The organism is Bacillus cereus group sp. MG9 (assembly GCF_040459995.1).
In the GTDB taxonomy this organism is placed as follows: domain Bacteria; phylum Bacillota; class Bacilli; order Bacillales; family Bacillaceae_G; genus Bacillus_A; species Bacillus_A mycoides.
In genome coordinates this window covers 1-12,658 of record NZ_JARVHC010000006.1, presented here as the reverse complement: position 1 = coordinate 12,658, position 12,658 = coordinate 1, and the positions used below count along the sequence as shown (strand labels likewise).

Sequence of the window (12,658 nt, the reverse complement as noted above, 5' to 3'; positions counted from 1 at the left end):
AAGGATTTTAAAGTTTATGGTTCGACTGATAAAGTGACAAACATTACAAATTTAGAAGGTCATTCAGATGTAAATAAAATTTCTTTTTCTTGGGAGAATTCAGGTTCATCTAAATTTGTAGGTGTGAAAGTATATAGAGATAATCAATATTTGGCTACTGTTGATAAGCCTTTAAATTCTTATATTGTTGATGGTTTGAAAGCTGATACACCTTATGTGTTTAAATTTACATCTTTAGATTCTAATGGATTTGAAACGGTTGGAGTCACTAAAACTTTTCGAACGAGCGTTGATCCTAAGACAATTCCTCCTGGGCCAGTTTCATCTTTAACGGCTCAACCATCTGATAAAACTGTGAAATTAATTTGGAAAAAGCCTAAAGATGAGGATTTAGTAGGTTTTAAAATTTTTCAGGATGGAAAAAGAATAGCTGAAATTGGTTTAGAAGAAGAATTTACAGTTAAAAATTTGGAGCCTTTAAAAGAATATAGTTTTGGTGTGGTTGCTGTCGATAAAGACAAGAACGATTCTTCGTCTGTTAATTTATCTGTAAAGACTTTAGAGGAAAAAGATGATGAACCACCACATGTTCCGTCAAATGTGTTTGCTAAACCTTCTAACGGTGCTTTGATTGCTTCTTGGGATAAAGTATCTGATAAGGATTTAGCAGGTTATAACGTGTATGTAGATGGTAAAAAGATTAATAGTAATTTGATTTCATCTACTAACTTTACGATTAAAAATTTAGAGAATAATAGAAAGTATAAAATTCAAGTTCAAGCGGTAGACCGTTCAGGAAATGCTAGTGAATTAAGTTTAGCGGCATTCGGTACTCCTGATGAAAATACAATACCGATTATTGAAAGTAAATATAGTCTTCAAGATGTTTCTGATGGTGTTGGAGTCATGTTTGGACAATTTTGGTCAGTATTAGCATTTGCAGTTGGTATTCCGTTAGCGTTCTATATTATTTACAAGTTAAAACTTACTGTGTTGCCATAATGATCTCTATGTGATTTATGGCTTCTTTTAAAAAAATAAATGAGGTGAAAGAATGGTTTTTGTAGGTATTCTTATGGGTTGTTCAATTTTATATGCATTTGTTTATAAAAAGGGTCGTAAAATTTCAAAATAAGGTGATTATATGATGATATTGTTTTTTGTTTTAAGTTGGATGTCTGTTGGTTATATGGTTTGTTTATTCGTTGATAATATAAAGAAATTTTTTAGAAATATGAAGCTTTCGTTTTTGCTTCTATCGTCTTTAAGTGCGTTCGGATGTATTGTATTTGTTGCTCTTGGTTATATGTCGTATCAGTCGATTTGGGGGATTTAAATGAATGATTTCAATGATTTAGTTGATTTGTTTTGGTCGTTTTTATGGATATGCGGTTCTTGTTCTGTGGTTTTAATTTCATTAACTATAATGAAACGAATGATGTTTGGGAAATCAACTTATAGTGGTTCTTCTAGTAGTAATAAAGATTTAATGGATGTTGCTTTAATTACATCTATTACAAGTAGTAGTAATGATTGAAAGGATTGAAGAAGTTGATTCTATTTGAAATTATTGTGTTGCTACTTTATCCGATTACGGTTTATTTACTTTTAAATCGAATTATGTTGTTTGTGAATACTTATAAAATTTCTAAATTTAAGAGAGTGGATATAGATGGATAGTGTAATTATTTATAGTTTTTGGTGTGTATCATTGTATTGTTTTTATAAAGCGATAAAAGAAACTATAGCAAAGGAAACTGTATCGGAATGAGTGATTCTATGTACGAGAATGAGTATTTCTTTATGAAATCAAGGTTTTTGCCTTATGTAATAAAAAAGCCTGAATATGGGCTTCTGATGGCTTCTGTGTGCTTTGTTATTTTGATGTTGCTATTGTTTTATAAACGTAGAAAGGATAAATGATTTTGATTACTGAAAAAATGACGAAAACTAGATTTACGATCAATGTGAATTTTTGTGATGTTATTAACTTTATATGTATTTTGTTTGGTTTGGGTACTTCTGTAGCTGTTTTTTCTAAAGTAATTGCAGTTTATGAATTTAATTTCTTTCTATGTGTTATATATTTTATATTTGTTAGTTTATATTTTGCTTACATGTATTTTCTTCTATATATATTTACTAGAGATAAAAAAAGATGAAAATTAATTCTAATTGAATAAAAATAGTATTATTTTTTAAAAAAACCGTATTATTATCATTGATATTAATACGGTTTTGTTGTATTATGAATTTAAGATAATTGTTTGGAGGTTTTTATATGACTGTGAAAGATAACAAGGAAAAGAAAAAGAATTATCAATTTACCTTTACACCTAGTGAAATAGAATTGATTGAAGAAATTGTAGATATTGAAAATGATAGAAGAAAAACTGTTGCTAGAGAAAATAATCTACCGTTTAAAAAGTATAATCGTAATACATTTATACTTGCTATGATCCAAGAGAAAAAGCGTAAATATGAAGAACAAGGCGAAATTTAATACAATTATTTTGAGGTGAAAGTTTAATGAAATATAGTACTTTGTTTTTTGATTTTGAAAATCAAGTAGTTGTTGATGAAACGAATTGGAAAGAAAAATGGGACGATTGTATGGCGCCAGATGATTTTGCTGAGTATGTATATATAGTTATTGAAAATGCGGCGCGTCGTTATAAATTTGAACATGACTTTGAACCAGATATATATATGTTTGATTTAAATAGTCCTTATAAGGTAAATCTGAGATTAGGTAATGAAAAATATATATTGATAATGAATCCTTTTGGTGAAAGTCAACTTGTTAATATGAGAGAAAAACATTAGGAGGGATTTATTTTGACAAAAGAGTATGTAAAAGTTCCGTTTAGAGTTGGCGGTATAAAAGGAGAATATGAAGGTTATTCTGATATGCCTTTTTGGAATCATGATTTGACATTAGAGCTTGTTATAGGATTATTGAATACTGTTGATTATAAAGAGTTTTTTGAATCGGGAAAACTTAATGAATTAGATGATTATGCAAAACGATTGATTGAAGCTATGGAATATAGTTTGGGTTTTGATGGTTTGTATCAGTTAGTGTATGAAGATATTAAAAAAGATTAATAGAAAGAGTGTATGAGTTCTATTTTAATTACATATTTTGGAGTTAGTGGGTGTTTTATTTGTCTAATTCGAAGGAAAATTTCCAGTTGCGAAATGAGGAACCCCCGTCCAGTAACACGGGGGTTCCCGGCTGTTTCGATATCTACACTATCCCTTGCCTAGACTGGGTTCAAGTCACTTTCAAATCTGTACAGAATTCACAAAAAAATGCGCGGAAAATTGTTAATAAAATTTCTAGTTTTTTTGGTATTGATGAATTCTTGTTTGAACATTTTGATGAAGGTCTACATGGGTATAAAAAATCGTATAAATTTTTAGGTCAAAATACATTCCAGTTGTTATTTGATGCACCTTCTAGTATGGGGATTCATTTAATTCTTACTGGATCTATGTTAAAAATACTTCGTTCTGATTATGGGAAAGGTGATATTCAATTATTAAAATTCTTGTCTTCTATTTCTAAAGAATTTCATTTTTCTCGTGTTGATGTGGCTAAAGATGATACGAGTGGTAGTGTATCAATTAAAAAGATTGCTAGATATATTAAAGATGGTAATTTAACTACTAGATTTAGAGGTGGTCATCAAATTAAGAAATTTAAATTGGTTGGTGTTGATGGTGAAGAAGACAAATTACAATACGTTCCTGATGGTGAAACATGGTATTTAGGTTCACGTTCAGGTACTCAATTTCGATTTTATGATAAAAAAGCTCAAATGAATGCTGATGATTTATTACATTGGACTCGTTGTGAGTTGCAACTTGTTGATGATGCAGCGACGAATTTTGTGAAGAATGCTATTGTTTTGGACAAGCATGAATTTGAAAAATTTTGTTACTCGGTTTTTCTTACATATGTTGATTTTAAGAAAACTACTGGTGCGAAGCATATGAAGAATCGTGATTCAGCAAAGTTTTGGGCTGATTTTTTAGATAGTACAGTAGAAAAAGTTAAATTAGGTTCTCGTAAAAAGAAAAAGTCTTTAGATGATGTTAATCCTGAGTATTTATGGGGGAAATTATTAGATGGTGATGCTGATTCTTATTATGAATCTATGCATCAAAATGAAAAAGACAATTTTGATAAATGGTTTTTTGAACAACTTTCATCAGTTGTGTATTTAAGAGCATTAAAACATGAGGAAGGTGTTGAAGAGTTTTATAAAAAATTGATTCATTGGGGTGAAATGCGAGTGGATCAGAAAAAAGTTGAAGCTGTGGGTGTTCAATTACTTATGTCGGAACGTTTGAAGAGAATAAAAGAAAAAGAATCACTTTAGTAATGGCGTTACCAAAGAGATTCTCCAGACAAAAAAATGATTATTAAAGAATGTACTTGTATTATACATTGAACGAATAATGTAGTCTATTCTAAAAAGCCATAATTTCTTATGGCTTTTTTTGTATATCCAAATATGAATAATGTCTGAATTGATTCGGAATGTTGTCCGAATTTATTCAGAATATGTTAAGATAAATGTATGAATTCATTCGGAATTGGAGTGTTCGTATTGGTATATGAAAAAGTGATTGATGTAGTTGATGGCGTCAATAGCGGTGAAAAAGTAATAGATGTAGCAAAAGAATTGGGAATTAGTAAGGATACCTTTTCTAGACGATTGTCTGAAGTTGGTTACAAGTTTAATAATAGTTTAAAGAAATATGAGTATGTAGGAGAAGAATCAGAAAAAAATAAGGTAAATGGAAGAATGTGTTCGGAATTATTTCAGAAAAAAGTAAGAAGAGGCGCTGTGAAACATCCGAATAATGTCAGACAAAAAGCGGAAGAAGTTCATATGGGAGTCGTAGAAAAAGAAACTAAAGTAATTGTAAATGATTTAAGCTTTTCAGAGGATGAGATTAAAGTTTTAAAGAAACTTATTAAGATACAACAAAATGACGAATCGAAAATATTGTTTGATTTAATGGAGTTACCTTTTTTGGGAAAATCTATTAAAAAGACGGTTCTTGTTAATGGTGATTTATTCGATGAGTTTGAAAAATTTGCTAAAAAAATTACTGTTAATAATAAAATGATTACAAAGAATATGTTAATTGAATTGGCTTTGTATGATTTTATGACAAAGTATAATAAAAATTGAGAGCGTAATGCTCTCTTTTTTTTGTATACTGTAGTTTTTAATGATTTTGTTTTTTGTTTATAGTATGTATGTAGGAAATATATACATATATGTTTTTTGTAGGAAAGGTGTTTTTAGAAAAATGGGCAGAAAGAGAATTGATCCAGGAGAAAAGAAAGTTCCAATTGGTGTTTCTATAAGGAAAAAGTATGTTGATTTAGTTAGAGAAGAGGAAAATACCTCTAAATTTGTAGAAGATGCTATTATTGAGCATTTGAAGAAAAATAAAAGAATTTAATTTTTTTTTGGAAATATCTTGTTTTCTGTCCCCTTTTTTTGCTATAATCAGAACGTAAAATCTAATTTCGAATATTTGTTCGTATTTTTTGTTCGATTTTATGTTCTATTTTTTACATAAAATTTTAAAGGAGAGTAATTTTATGCCAAAAGCGATTATTGAAGGACAATACTTGAGTTCAAGTATTAAAAAATCAAGTTTTAACGGTGTTGAAAAATCATTTGTACAATTGGATGTTTATCAACCAGAGAGTACTGATAATGAAAAAACAGTTGTTATTAAATGTGAGGATTTAGAGGTTTTAAATAAGTTTAAAGAAACAAAAATGGGAACTCCTATTAAGGCGAATGTTTCTATTAACGCTTATCAAAATAAAGCGTATTTTAAACTGATTAATATAGCGTAATAACGTTATATGAAGACAAAAAAATGAATGTTAAAGAATCTTTGAATGAAATATTTCAAAACTACGTTGTAGAAACAACAGAAGGCACTTTTCAAGTGTTTAAAAGCTTTTCTTATGGCGAGATGGCTATATCTTTTCTACTATTGACTATTATTGTTTTGTACGTGATGAAATGGATATGGGAGGTCGTTAGATGATTGAGTTATTCTCGATGTATTCATATCTAGGACTTCCCGTAGTAATTATTGTTGTAGGTTGTGCGTTTGTACGCTTTGGTAAGGAGTTGCTAAAGATATGAATGATTCAACCTTTTCACATGCAGTAGTATGGCTGTTTAGTAATTCTAGTTTTGTAAAATACCTTACTGGTATTACTAGTTTCATAGCCCTCCTTATAGTGTCGCTTTATCTATATAAAAGATGGGGGGAATAACTTTTGAGTTTTGATTTACCAATTAATCAAGTTATTCGTTACGCCTATAATACATTTGCTAGTGCGGATGCAGTTTTGTATCTATGGATCGGTGCAAGTTTTGCAGCGTTCACACTCGGTAAGATTTTAGGAGTAGTACGTTAATGAGTATGGGGTTATTTGACCGTCATAGCGATAAGATACCCGAAGCAACCTTTCATGTAGAGAAATCAAATATGAGTACTCTTTTTACAGAGTTTGGGTATGCTTGGCATACTTTTAAACCATATGCACTTTTACTCTTAGGTTGTGCTTTTGCGTTTTTTGTAATGAAAAAATATAAAGATCAATATGCAGATGATTGAGATGGAGGAAAAAAATTGAATAATTTAATGTTAGGTGAAGGAATTCCGGCGGTAAAAATTGATTATGATTTAGCAGATGTTGCTACAAGTACAGGGAATTGGACGCAAAGTCTATGGTTAGCGGCGGCATTTGCCATTGGTATTCCGTTATCATTCTATATTATTCGTAGTTTAAAGAGTATTTTTGTAGGTTAATAATAATCGTCTAACATATTTAGTTTAATAGTAGAAGAGGTTTCCTATATAAAAAATGAGGGAAGGGAGTATTTTTCCCTTTCCTTTTTTATTGGAGTGATTAGATGTTAAAAGGTTTAGTGGACTTTATAAATTTTATGTTTATTGTAATAGCTCTTCCTCTTGGTATGTTTGGGATTTGTGTAGGTATTTATGCGATTGTTCAAGATGTCAAAGAGATTAAAGAGATGGATAAAGAAAAAATATGTTTAAAAAAATAGCAATTATAATTTGTTCGTTTTTAGTTTTTGTAGTTACTTCTATTCCTCGTGTTTATGCTGATGGTGTTAGTTTTCAGCTTGTAGGAAGTAAAAATGTAACGATTGATGATAAAGGTTTAGTTGATGGTAAATATACAGTAATTTTAAAAGTTAATGATCAAGATGAGTTCGGACCTTTCCAATTGAGTGAATTGATGTTAGTTAATGATTGTAGTTTTAAGTTTGGAAAAACGAAGTGGGGTCGACCAGAACAAGAGAAGAATGAATTTAAAGTTACAGTAGAAAGAAATGGTACTTATGCATTTTATATTTTTGTCAATGGAAAGCCGAGTTATATAAGGTTTAAAGTGAAAGGTTTTGAAGAAAGTGGAAGTGGTTACGGATATTCAACTCAATATGTAGATAAAATGGCTTTGTATTATGATTTACCACCGGAAAGACTTAGCGATGATATTTTAGACACAGATGGTAAGAGTGATGGTGTTTGTACAAATGAAAGAATTCCAGATGATAAGCCAAATGGTTCTGGAGAAGTAGAAAAGCCAAAAGAAGATAACAACAATGGTGGAGATAATAATTCAGGTAATGACGGTAGTAATGCGAAGTTAGATAAAGCTTTAAAAGATATAAATGATGCTTTGAAGAATATTGAAACTTCTAGTAAAGATACGGCAAATAATACAAAAGAAATTGCTGGTTCTAATAAAGAAATAGCAAAGAATACGAAAGATATTGCTGATTCTAATAAGAAGATTGCTGATGCCGTTGATACTATAAATGATACGTTACGTGAAATTTTAAAGGAAATGAAGCCTACGACTGAGGTTGTAATAGATGAATTGAAAAAGCCTGATTTAATTAGACCACAAGATGAAAATCAAAAATTTGAAGATAAGAATGAGTATTTCAAAGAAGGTAAAGAAGAAAAAGTTCCAACAGATGCTCTACCTGATGCACCTGATCCAAAGCCTTGGAAGGATGAAGACGGAAAAGAAATGACGAAGGAAGATAAGTCTGAAAAGGATAAGCCTACAGAGAAGGACAAGCCTTCTGAAAAGGATAAGCCTACAGAGAAGGACAAGCCTTCTGAAAAGGATAAGCCTACAGAGAAGGATAAGCCTTCTGAAAAGGATAAGCCTACAGAGAAGGACAAGCCTTCTGAAAAGGATAAGCCTTCTGAGAAAGATAAGCCTACAGAGAAGGACAAGCCTACAGAGAAGGACAAGCCTACTGAAAGGGATAAACCGTCTAGTAAGGATAAAACACCTGATAAAGATGGAACGCCTTCTAAAGATAAGACACCTGATAAAGATGGGCCATCTAGTAGAGATAAGACTCCTGATAGAGATAGACCGTCTGGAAAAGATGGTGTACCTGAGAGAGAGCAACCTGTAGGTAGAGACCCTGTAATGAGTAGAGACCCGTTTCTTACGAGAGACCCTGTCCTAAAGTAAGGAGTGTATGTATGTTAACGATTAATGATATTTTCAATATTTTAAAATTGTGTTTGGATTATTCTGATACATCTATATATGTATGTTTTATTGTAATGCTAACGTTTGCTATTTGTATCAAATTTAAAGATGTTTTTACTTGGAGTTATTAAAACATGACTGATGCTATTTTAAGAGGTTTAAAAGCTGTAGGTAATGGGCTTGTAAATGGTTTTAAAGCAACGATGGAGTTTTTAGCTAAGCCATTAGGATATTTACTAGAGTTTTTTGAAGGTATCTTTTACTTTTTTGCTTGTTTGTTCAAAGTTGTTGTATTGATTGTAAAAATATTTACGGCTTTACTTCAGTTCTTTTGGGCGGTTGCTACAAGTGTTATTAAAACTTTACTTATGTGGATTGGAGTTGTCCCGAGTGGGAAAGTATATCTTCCACATGAAGCGCAAAATGGTTTTCAAGTTGTTATTGATAAAGTAATGCCTACAGGGCTAATGACTACTGTTCCATTGGTTGCTACAGCTTTTCTGTGGTTGTATTTCGGAATGAAAGTATTCTCTTTATATGGCGGTAGCATGGGATTCTCATTCCCTGAGAGAAAGAAATAGGTGTTTATATGAAATCTGTTATTGATACTATTTTCAGTCCGATCTTTGGTTGGTTGAATCAAATGTTTAATGCGATTATGAAATTAACTGTACCGGCATCGCATCCAATCAATCCAAATTCGTTTTTTAAAGCTTTTGCGATGCTTGGTAATGGTTGGGTCGTCTTTGTAAGTACCGCATGTATATTGGCAGCCACTTATGGAATTTTATTTGTTGTAATGGCGTTTAAGCATGGTGTTATTGAATTTAAGATATTTGTGAAGTGGTGGTAGTTATATGTATTTTGATGATTTTTTATTGACTTTATGTAGATTTATTCCTGTTATTTCTGTAATGGTTGTACTTTTTGCTATGAATCGAATTTTAAAAAGAGAAGGTAAGTAAAAGGAGAATTTATATGGAATTATTTAATGTGAGTCCTGGTGTTGCTATTGTCGGTGGTATTCTTACTGGTTTAGTTGCTTTATTTGTATATAACAAGGTTACGGGAGAGTGAATGTATTGAGTCCTGTAGTTTTAATTGTTAATGGCATTGTTGCTTTTTTTGTAACGTTATATATATCAAAAAAGGTGAGTGAATAATAATGAATACGAATGTATTTAGTGTATTTTTTACAATCGGTGGTTCGGTTGGATTAGGACTATTCTTGTTCTTAGTACTTCCAACATTTCTTATATTTAGAAAGATGAGTAAGTGAGGTATAGATGATGTTTAAGAAAAAAGGTCAAGCTTTTAGTAATCATAAAGCGTATGTGATTCGTGATGATGTTATGTATGTAGAACGTGTTAAATGTGCTGATAGTGATGTAGTAGAGACAGAGACAGCCATTTATAAAACAGAAGATGCACAACGTTATTATAACGAAACTGAGGGCGCTATAGCGTATGTGTTTAATGTTGATATTCCTAGCAAAGTAGAAGCTGAGAAGTTAAAAACATTAAGACGATCAACTACAATAAAAAACTTGTTTAAATATGATACGGAAAAATCTTTTGATTTTAGAGAAATGATTCCTTGGGCGATTGTAGTTCTTACTTTATTACTTAAATAACTGAGGTGATTTGATGTTTAAAACTATTAATTTATGGGATTTTAGTAAATCGAGTAATTATATTCATTTTGCTAAGGTTTCTAAGAAAATGTTAGCTAGTGATAATGAAAATGACCGTATTGTAGGTAGAAAAATAAAAGGAATTTTAGAAAGAGAGGGATATGTTTTTGGAAACAGTAAATCAACCGTTATGTGAAGAAAATCCTCTTGATTTATCAAAAGAACAATTAGAACAAATGAAAAAGAGTTTGGATCATGTTCCTGTTCAAGAAGTTATGATTTCTGATTTTTATGAGGAAGAGACCGAAGAAGTTGAGAATAATGAGATGCTTGAATTATTGGGTTTCATGCAACAAAATGGTGTTCCTCTTAAAAGTGAACAAGTACAAGCTATGTTTTTAATGCAAGAAATGGGCGTTGGAGATATTGCGAAATTCATGGTTGATATGAAACCGAAAGTTACACCATTCCAACGATTCTTTGAATTAATTAATAAAATTACGCTTGCTGACAGAATTAAAGGTAATGCTAAATTATCAGGTCTTATCAAAGCGCAAGTTGCTTCAGCCAATGGTGTTATGCCTGAAATGAACAAGCATATGAGAGACCAACAAAGAGTACAAAGGGACGTGAGTCGTTAATGTACATTTATACTTTTACAGGTTTCATGGGAAACGGTAAAACCTTAGGGATGGTTCTTTATGCAAAGATGTATCAACAGAAAACAGGTTGTACATTGTATTCCAATTTTGGTGTGAAAGGTTCTAAGCCTTTTACATCGTTTAAGGACTTCTTACAGATTGCTAAAGAGCCATCTAGCATTTTGCTATTGGATGAGTGTCATTTGGACATAGACAGTCGAAATTCGTTGTCTAATGCATCAAAATACTTTTCTCATATGGCTTTCTTTTTACGGAAAATGCGTTGTACTTTGATGTTAACAACACCGTTATTTAGTAATGTAGATAGTCGTTTTAGGGATATAACATATGTGTATGTTCCGGTTCGAAAAGATAAAAATTATTTTTATTATCCGATAGTGGATTATCAGGAAGATAGATTGCTAAAAACAATAAAAATGAAAAAAGAGAATGCTATTAAGTTAGTAAATGAGGTGTTTGATACTCATTCGATGGTAACTCCGTTAGAATATCCGGCAAATAAAAATGAGTTTGATAGTTTATTAGTCGATTTGAAGAAAACGAATGATTTGTATTATGAAACACTCGAAAAACTAAAGATGTTGAGACAGTTCAAACAAGCGATATAACATATGCGTTAGCACGAAATGCACACACGCCCTAGCGGGTGGGCATGAGCGGTTAATGTTAAGGGGATGATTGATACATGAAAAATAGTTATGTTGTGGAGCAATCAATAAAAAATGTCTGTGCTGAAATTGATAATTTAAAGGAGAAATTAAAACTTTTGGGGATTGATCCAAGAGATTATTATCAGGTGATTGATAGTTTAACTGTGGTTCGTTTGCATTTAGATAGCATGCGTTAAGGGGGATTTGTTGTGATTGGTAGTAAAAGAGTGAAAAGACAAGTAGAAGGTACTATAGAGGCGTTTGAGTCTTGTATGAATCATATTAGGCGTTTAGATACGAAATATGAATTTACAGAACAAGAAAAAATAGAATTATATAAGTTTGAATATCAGTTAAAAAATCTAAGTAAAGAATTAAGCAAGGATTTGAATTGATTTTAATCTTTTCCCTAACTTTTGGGGTTGGAAGGCTGGCTTTTAAAAAAAACGTGATTGTTAAAAAGTATGTTCGAAAATATGGACGTTAGGAAAGCGATTAGGCGCTTAAAATGGCTAGAACAAGCCGATTAGCGTAAATCCTACTTTTGGGTATATTCGGCTTGGCAATAAGCCCAAAAGCGCCTAAAAATATTTCGCAAGGATGTAGCGTAGCGGAAAAAGTGGAGATTTTTCAGTGAAGCGTTTTGAAAAATACTACTTGGTTCCTTGTTAAAGATTTAGCTAAATGGAGGTAGAGGTGTGTTAGTTGCGAGTTAAGAAGTGTTTTGCGATGTTTGCAGTGATGTTTATATTATGTTTATCTGTTTTACCTACTTTTACGAGTGCAGCGGTCGTTAACTTGCTGGAGGGTAAAACGGGAGTTATGGAGAAAACAGGACAAAAATATAAAAATATGACTGATGGAGATATGACTACTTTTGATAGCCTTCTTTCTCCAAATCCTGTTATTTTCGACTTGGAAGATGTTTATATAATTGATAAATATGTAGTTAATGATGGTGTTAATAGCACTAATCTTGCTAGTTTTTATGTTCAATATTATGATTCTGATCGTAATGTGATAAAAAAATATTCAAATATTTCAAGTGCGGAAAAAGTAGAGGGTATTAGATATGTTGGTATAAAGTATGATTATTTATTTGCTATGCAAATT

General features: G+C 31.2%; 23 protein-coding genes and 1 pseudogene. All 24 read left to right on the top strand.

Annotated elements, in window-relative coordinates:
* A partial coding sequence (locus QCI77_RS30845; protein WP_353826185.1) for a fibronectin type III domain-containing protein occupies positions 1 to 1,002 on the top strand: 1,002 nt, incomplete at its 5' end.
* 145 nt (positions 1,003 to 1,147) lie between these two features.
* Positions 1,148 to 1,336 (top strand): hypothetical protein, encoded by a 189-nt coding sequence (locus tag QCI77_RS30840; RefSeq protein WP_353826184.1) that lies wholly within the window; start codon positions 1,148 to 1,150, stop codon positions 1,334 to 1,336.
* Positions 1,337 to 1,537 carry a hypothetical protein gene (locus QCI77_RS30835; protein ID WP_353826183.1) on the top strand — a complete coding sequence of 67 codons (201 nt, stop codon included), beginning with the start codon at positions 1,337 to 1,339 and terminating at the stop codon, positions 1,535 to 1,537. It abuts the gene before it with no gap.
* A gap of 744 nt (positions 1,538 to 2,281) precedes the next feature.
* Complete coding sequence (locus QCI77_RS30830; RefSeq protein WP_353826182.1) at positions 2,282 to 2,503, top strand: hypothetical protein; 222 nt, start codon at positions 2,282 to 2,284, stop codon at positions 2,501 to 2,503.
* A 26-nt stretch (positions 2,504 to 2,529) separates the two neighbouring features.
* On the top strand, positions 2,530 to 2,826 hold the full coding sequence (locus QCI77_RS30825) for a hypothetical protein (protein WP_353826181.1): 297 nt from the start codon (positions 2,530 to 2,532) through the stop codon (positions 2,824 to 2,826).
* Between the two features lie 12 nt (positions 2,827 to 2,838).
* Complete coding sequence (locus tag QCI77_RS30820) at positions 2,839 to 3,108, top strand: hypothetical protein (RefSeq protein ID WP_353826180.1); 270 nt, start codon at positions 2,839 to 2,841, stop codon at positions 3,106 to 3,108.
* A 260-nt stretch (positions 3,109 to 3,368) separates the two neighbouring features.
* Positions 3,369 to 4,388 (top strand): replication initiation factor domain-containing protein, encoded by a 1,020-nt coding sequence (locus tag QCI77_RS30815; protein ID WP_353826179.1) that lies wholly within the window; start codon positions 3,369 to 3,371, stop codon positions 4,386 to 4,388.
* Between the two features lie 231 nt (positions 4,389 to 4,619).
* The gene (locus QCI77_RS30810) at positions 4,620 to 5,210 is read left to right on the top strand and encodes a hypothetical protein (protein ID WP_353826178.1); all 591 of its coding nucleotides are present in this window, start codon (positions 4,620 to 4,622) and stop codon (positions 5,208 to 5,210) included.
* Positions 5,211 to 5,331: 121 nt separating this feature from the next.
* On the top strand, positions 5,332 to 5,487 hold the full coding sequence (locus QCI77_RS30805; protein ID WP_000532851.1) for a hypothetical protein: 156 nt from the start codon (positions 5,332 to 5,334) through the stop codon (positions 5,485 to 5,487).
* Between the two features lie 142 nt (positions 5,488 to 5,629).
* The gene (locus QCI77_RS30800) at positions 5,630 to 5,893 is read left to right on the top strand and encodes a hypothetical protein (protein ID WP_353826177.1); all 264 of its coding nucleotides are present in this window, start codon (positions 5,630 to 5,632) and stop codon (positions 5,891 to 5,893) included.
* Positions 5,894 to 6,328: 435 nt separating this feature from the next.
* On the top strand, positions 6,329 to 6,469 hold the full coding sequence (locus QCI77_RS30795) for a hypothetical protein (RefSeq protein ID WP_000006947.1): 141 nt from the start codon (positions 6,329 to 6,331) through the stop codon (positions 6,467 to 6,469).
* A complete protein-coding gene (locus QCI77_RS30790; protein WP_353826176.1) occupies positions 6,469 to 6,669 on the top strand; it encodes a hypothetical protein in 201 nt (66 codons plus the stop codon). The genes QCI77_RS30795 and QCI77_RS30790 overlap by 1 nt, the downstream gene beginning before the upstream one ends.
* A gap of 15 nt (positions 6,670 to 6,684) precedes the next feature.
* Entirely contained in the window at positions 6,685 to 6,864 is a 180-nt protein-coding gene (locus QCI77_RS30785) for a hypothetical protein (protein ID WP_341308739.1), read from the top strand.
* A gap of 104 nt (positions 6,865 to 6,968) precedes the next feature.
* Entirely contained in the window at positions 6,969 to 7,124 is a 156-nt protein-coding gene (locus tag QCI77_RS30780) for a hypothetical protein (RefSeq protein WP_353826175.1), read from the top strand.
* A complete protein-coding gene (locus tag QCI77_RS30775) occupies positions 7,109 to 8,578 on the top strand; it encodes a hypothetical protein (RefSeq protein WP_353826174.1) in 1,470 nt (489 codons plus the stop codon). The genes QCI77_RS30780 and QCI77_RS30775 overlap by 16 nt, the downstream gene beginning before the upstream one ends.
* A 155-nt stretch (positions 8,579 to 8,733) precedes the next feature.
* Positions 8,734 to 9,180, top strand: coding sequence for a hypothetical protein (locus tag QCI77_RS30770; RefSeq protein WP_353826173.1), 447 nt, complete (start codon positions 8,734 to 8,736; stop codon positions 9,178 to 9,180).
* An 8-nt stretch (positions 9,181 to 9,188) separates the two neighbouring features.
* Positions 9,189 to 9,452 carry a hypothetical protein gene (locus tag QCI77_RS30765; RefSeq protein ID WP_000843634.1) on the top strand — a complete coding sequence of 88 codons (264 nt, stop codon included), beginning with the start codon at positions 9,189 to 9,191 and terminating at the stop codon, positions 9,450 to 9,452.
* A 433-nt stretch (positions 9,453 to 9,885) separates the two neighbouring features.
* A complete protein-coding gene (locus tag QCI77_RS30760) occupies positions 9,886 to 10,233 on the top strand; it encodes a hypothetical protein (protein ID WP_353826172.1) in 348 nt (115 codons plus the stop codon).
* Between the two features lie 13 nt (positions 10,234 to 10,246).
* The gene (locus tag QCI77_RS30755) at positions 10,247 to 10,429 is read left to right on the top strand and encodes a hypothetical protein (RefSeq protein ID WP_353826171.1); all 183 of its coding nucleotides are present in this window, start codon (positions 10,247 to 10,249) and stop codon (positions 10,427 to 10,429) included.
* Positions 10,395 to 10,874, top strand: coding sequence for a hypothetical protein (locus tag QCI77_RS30750; RefSeq protein ID WP_353826170.1), 480 nt, complete (start codon positions 10,395 to 10,397; stop codon positions 10,872 to 10,874). Before QCI77_RS30755 ends, QCI77_RS30750 begins: the two co-directional genes overlap by 35 nt.
* Positions 10,874 to 11,503 carry a P-loop NTPase family protein gene (locus tag QCI77_RS30745; protein ID WP_353826169.1) on the top strand — a complete coding sequence of 210 codons (630 nt, stop codon included), beginning with the start codon at positions 10,874 to 10,876 and terminating at the stop codon, positions 11,501 to 11,503. The genes QCI77_RS30750 and QCI77_RS30745 overlap by 1 nt, the downstream gene beginning before the upstream one ends.
* A gap of 77 nt (positions 11,504 to 11,580) precedes the next feature.
* Positions 11,581 to 11,742, top strand: coding sequence for a hypothetical protein (locus QCI77_RS30740; protein ID WP_353826168.1), 162 nt, complete (start codon positions 11,581 to 11,583; stop codon positions 11,740 to 11,742).
* A gap of 12 nt (positions 11,743 to 11,754) precedes the next feature.
* Positions 11,755 to 11,940, top strand: a complete 186-nt coding sequence (locus tag QCI77_RS30735; RefSeq protein ID WP_353826166.1) for a hypothetical protein — start codon at positions 11,755 to 11,757, stop codon at positions 11,938 to 11,940.
* 334 nt (positions 11,941 to 12,274) lie between these two features.
* Positions 12,275 to 12,658, top strand: a pseudogene (locus tag QCI77_RS30730) (fibronectin type III domain-containing protein); the annotation flags it as partial.

Coding starts and splice junctions, on each gene's coding strand:
- QCI77_RS30840 (WP_353826184.1), top strand. CDS start 1,148: ATGATATTGTTTTTTGTTTTAAGTTGGATGTCTGTTGGTTATATGGTT.
- QCI77_RS30835 (WP_353826183.1), top strand. CDS start 1,337: ATGAATGATTTCAATGATTTAGTTGATTTGTTTTGGTCGTTTTTATGG.
- QCI77_RS30830 (WP_353826182.1), top strand. CDS start 2,282: ATGACTGTGAAAGATAACAAGGAAAAGAAAAAGAATTATCAATTTACC.
- QCI77_RS30825 (WP_353826181.1), top strand. CDS start 2,530: ATGAAATATAGTACTTTGTTTTTTGATTTTGAAAATCAAGTAGTTGTT.
- QCI77_RS30805 (WP_000532851.1), top strand. CDS start 5,332: ATGGGCAGAAAGAGAATTGATCCAGGAGAAAAGAAAGTTCCAATTGGT.
- QCI77_RS30800 (WP_353826177.1), top strand. CDS start 5,630: ATGCCAAAAGCGATTATTGAAGGACAATACTTGAGTTCAAGTATTAAA.
- QCI77_RS30790 (WP_353826176.1), top strand. CDS start 6,469: ATGAGTATGGGGTTATTTGACCGTCATAGCGATAAGATACCCGAAGCA.
- QCI77_RS30780 (WP_353826175.1), top strand. CDS start 6,969: ATGTTAAAAGGTTTAGTGGACTTTATAAATTTTATGTTTATTGTAATA.
- QCI77_RS30775 (WP_353826174.1), top strand. CDS start 7,109: ATGTTTAAAAAAATAGCAATTATAATTTGTTCGTTTTTAGTTTTTGTA.
- QCI77_RS30770 (WP_353826173.1), top strand. CDS start 8,734: ATGACTGATGCTATTTTAAGAGGTTTAAAAGCTGTAGGTAATGGGCTT.
- QCI77_RS30765 (WP_000843634.1), top strand. CDS start 9,189: ATGAAATCTGTTATTGATACTATTTTCAGTCCGATCTTTGGTTGGTTG.
- QCI77_RS30760 (WP_353826172.1), top strand. CDS start 9,886: ATGATGTTTAAGAAAAAAGGTCAAGCTTTTAGTAATCATAAAGCGTAT.
- QCI77_RS30755 (WP_353826171.1), top strand. CDS start 10,247: ATGTTTAAAACTATTAATTTATGGGATTTTAGTAAATCGAGTAATTAT.
- QCI77_RS30750 (WP_353826170.1), top strand. CDS start 10,395: ATGTTTTTGGAAACAGTAAATCAACCGTTATGTGAAGAAAATCCTCTT.
- QCI77_RS30745 (WP_353826169.1), top strand. CDS start 10,874: ATGTACATTTATACTTTTACAGGTTTCATGGGAAACGGTAAAACCTTA.
- QCI77_RS30740 (WP_353826168.1), top strand. CDS start 11,581: ATGAAAAATAGTTATGTTGTGGAGCAATCAATAAAAAATGTCTGTGCT.